The 1,616-nt window shown below is 61.7% G+C and carries 3 protein-coding genes; all 3 read right to left on the reverse strand.

The genetic code is table 11. From position 1 onward, the window contains the following. On the reverse strand, positions 1-1,025 hold a 1,025-nt coding region (locus IVB27_RS38000), incomplete at its 3' end, for a recombinase family protein (RefSeq protein ID WP_247447722.1). Then, a complete protein-coding gene (locus tag IVB27_RS38005) occupies positions 1,015-1,185 on the reverse strand; it encodes a hypothetical protein (RefSeq protein ID WP_247349117.1) in 171 nt (56 codons plus the stop codon). The genes IVB27_RS38005 and IVB27_RS38000, both read right to left, overlap by 11 nt. Before the next feature lie 186 nt (positions 1,186-1,371). Next, a partial coding sequence (locus IVB27_RS38010) for a hypothetical protein (RefSeq protein ID WP_247349116.1) occupies positions 1,372-1,616 on the reverse strand: 245 nt, incomplete at its 5' end.

The following is a 1,616-nucleotide window of genomic DNA, read 5'->3' on the forward strand; positions in this document are numbered from 1 at the left end:
CCTGAGTACCGGAGTGTGAGCTTGCGGCCGCAGCGCTTGCACCGGATCAGACCGGCCAGCAGCGCGTCTCCATGCTTGGGCGCGCCGTGATGCCGACCAGTGGGAACGTTGCTGCTGACCATCGCGCGGATCGCCTCGAACCTCTCCCAGCTCACATACCCGTCGTGGGTATTAGGCTTCAACGTCAACCATTCGTTCCGCGTCTTGCGGCGGATCTTCACGCTCACGCCCTCGGCGGTGTATCCCGCCGCCACAGCCGTCTTACCATAGGCATAGGCGCCGCCGTAGACCGGGTTCTCAATGATCCGGTGGATGGCGGAGTAACTCGGTCGCCGCCAGGCTGTGTCGCCGTTGGACTGTTTCACCGGCAGATCGAGATTGTACTCGTGGAGCCAGCAGAGCGCCTGTCGGGCACTGCCCAGTTCCTCGACCTTGTCGAACACCAACTGGATCGCTTCCTGGACGCGCCGATCCGGATCTTTCTCATAGCGGTCGCCGGCCTTCACGAAGCCGACGGGCGCCGCCACAATCAACTCGCCCCGGCGCGCCTTCTCGTAGCGGGCCGAGAGCGAGCGCTGGCGCAACAGATCCAGCTCGTACTCGTTGAGGCTACCCTTGAGCCCGAGCAGCAGGCGGTCGTTGCCGTGCCTTGGCGCATAGATAGTCTCCTGATCGACCAGAACGGTGTCGACCACGCGGCACATCTCGATGAGTTGCTGCCAATCCCGGCTGTTGCGAGCGAACCGCGAGACCTCGCGGGCGCAAACTGCACCAACCTTACCGAGGCAAACCTCCGCTACCATCCGCTCAAAACCAGCGCGTTGGACCCCGCCGGCGGCTGAACGACCGAGATCATCATCGATCACTTCGATCTCAGACCAACCGAGCGCCGTCAGCCGGTCCCGCATGGCGTATTGCAACGCGCTGCTCTCGCGATTGTGCAACACCTGATGTGCCGAGGATTGACGCACGTAAAGAATCGCCTTGCGCTCCAGATGATGAGGCCTGACCTTGTCAGAGATCATGACCGACCTCCTTCGCGGGTGGCGTTGCTGTCATCGCAGCATGGTCGACGATCAACTGCGTCATCAGGCTTGTGAGGGCCGCCCGAGCTTCCGCCGGCAGCTCCAGCCATGCTGGTGCGCCGATGGCGCCGTTCGAAAGGCCGCTCCCGAACAGATCCATCTGCTGCTGCGGCCGCGGTTGTCGATTGTGTCGGTATCCGCTCCCTGGCATTGCCGTCTGCCGTGACATGGGTCTCTCCCCGATTCTGGTCGTGAGAGGCTCTGGATGCGCTAGAAAGCAGAGCAGCTGATGACGTTCGATCCATCAACACCAGATCGAGAAGCGCAGAAAGCGCTGCAAGTGCGGTTATGCTGACAAATGGCCGAGCTGCCAAAAGCTCCGCCTCAGGGCATGCCGTCCGGTCGAACATCCATGCTGGAACCTCCAGCCAACGATCTGCTTGCGATCCATCCAGCGTGCAGCGGAAGGCGACATCGCCAGCCTTGTCGACGGCCCCATGAACGCAAACTCGGCAGCCAAACCAAGGATGATATCGATAAAGAACCTCGCGAAGAACGGTCCTGTGGGCGTTCTCAAACCTCGTTGTACAA

Source organism: Bradyrhizobium sp. 197 (assembly GCF_023073375.1).
In the GTDB taxonomy this organism is placed as follows: domain Bacteria; phylum Pseudomonadota; class Alphaproteobacteria; order Rhizobiales; family Xanthobacteraceae; genus Bradyrhizobium.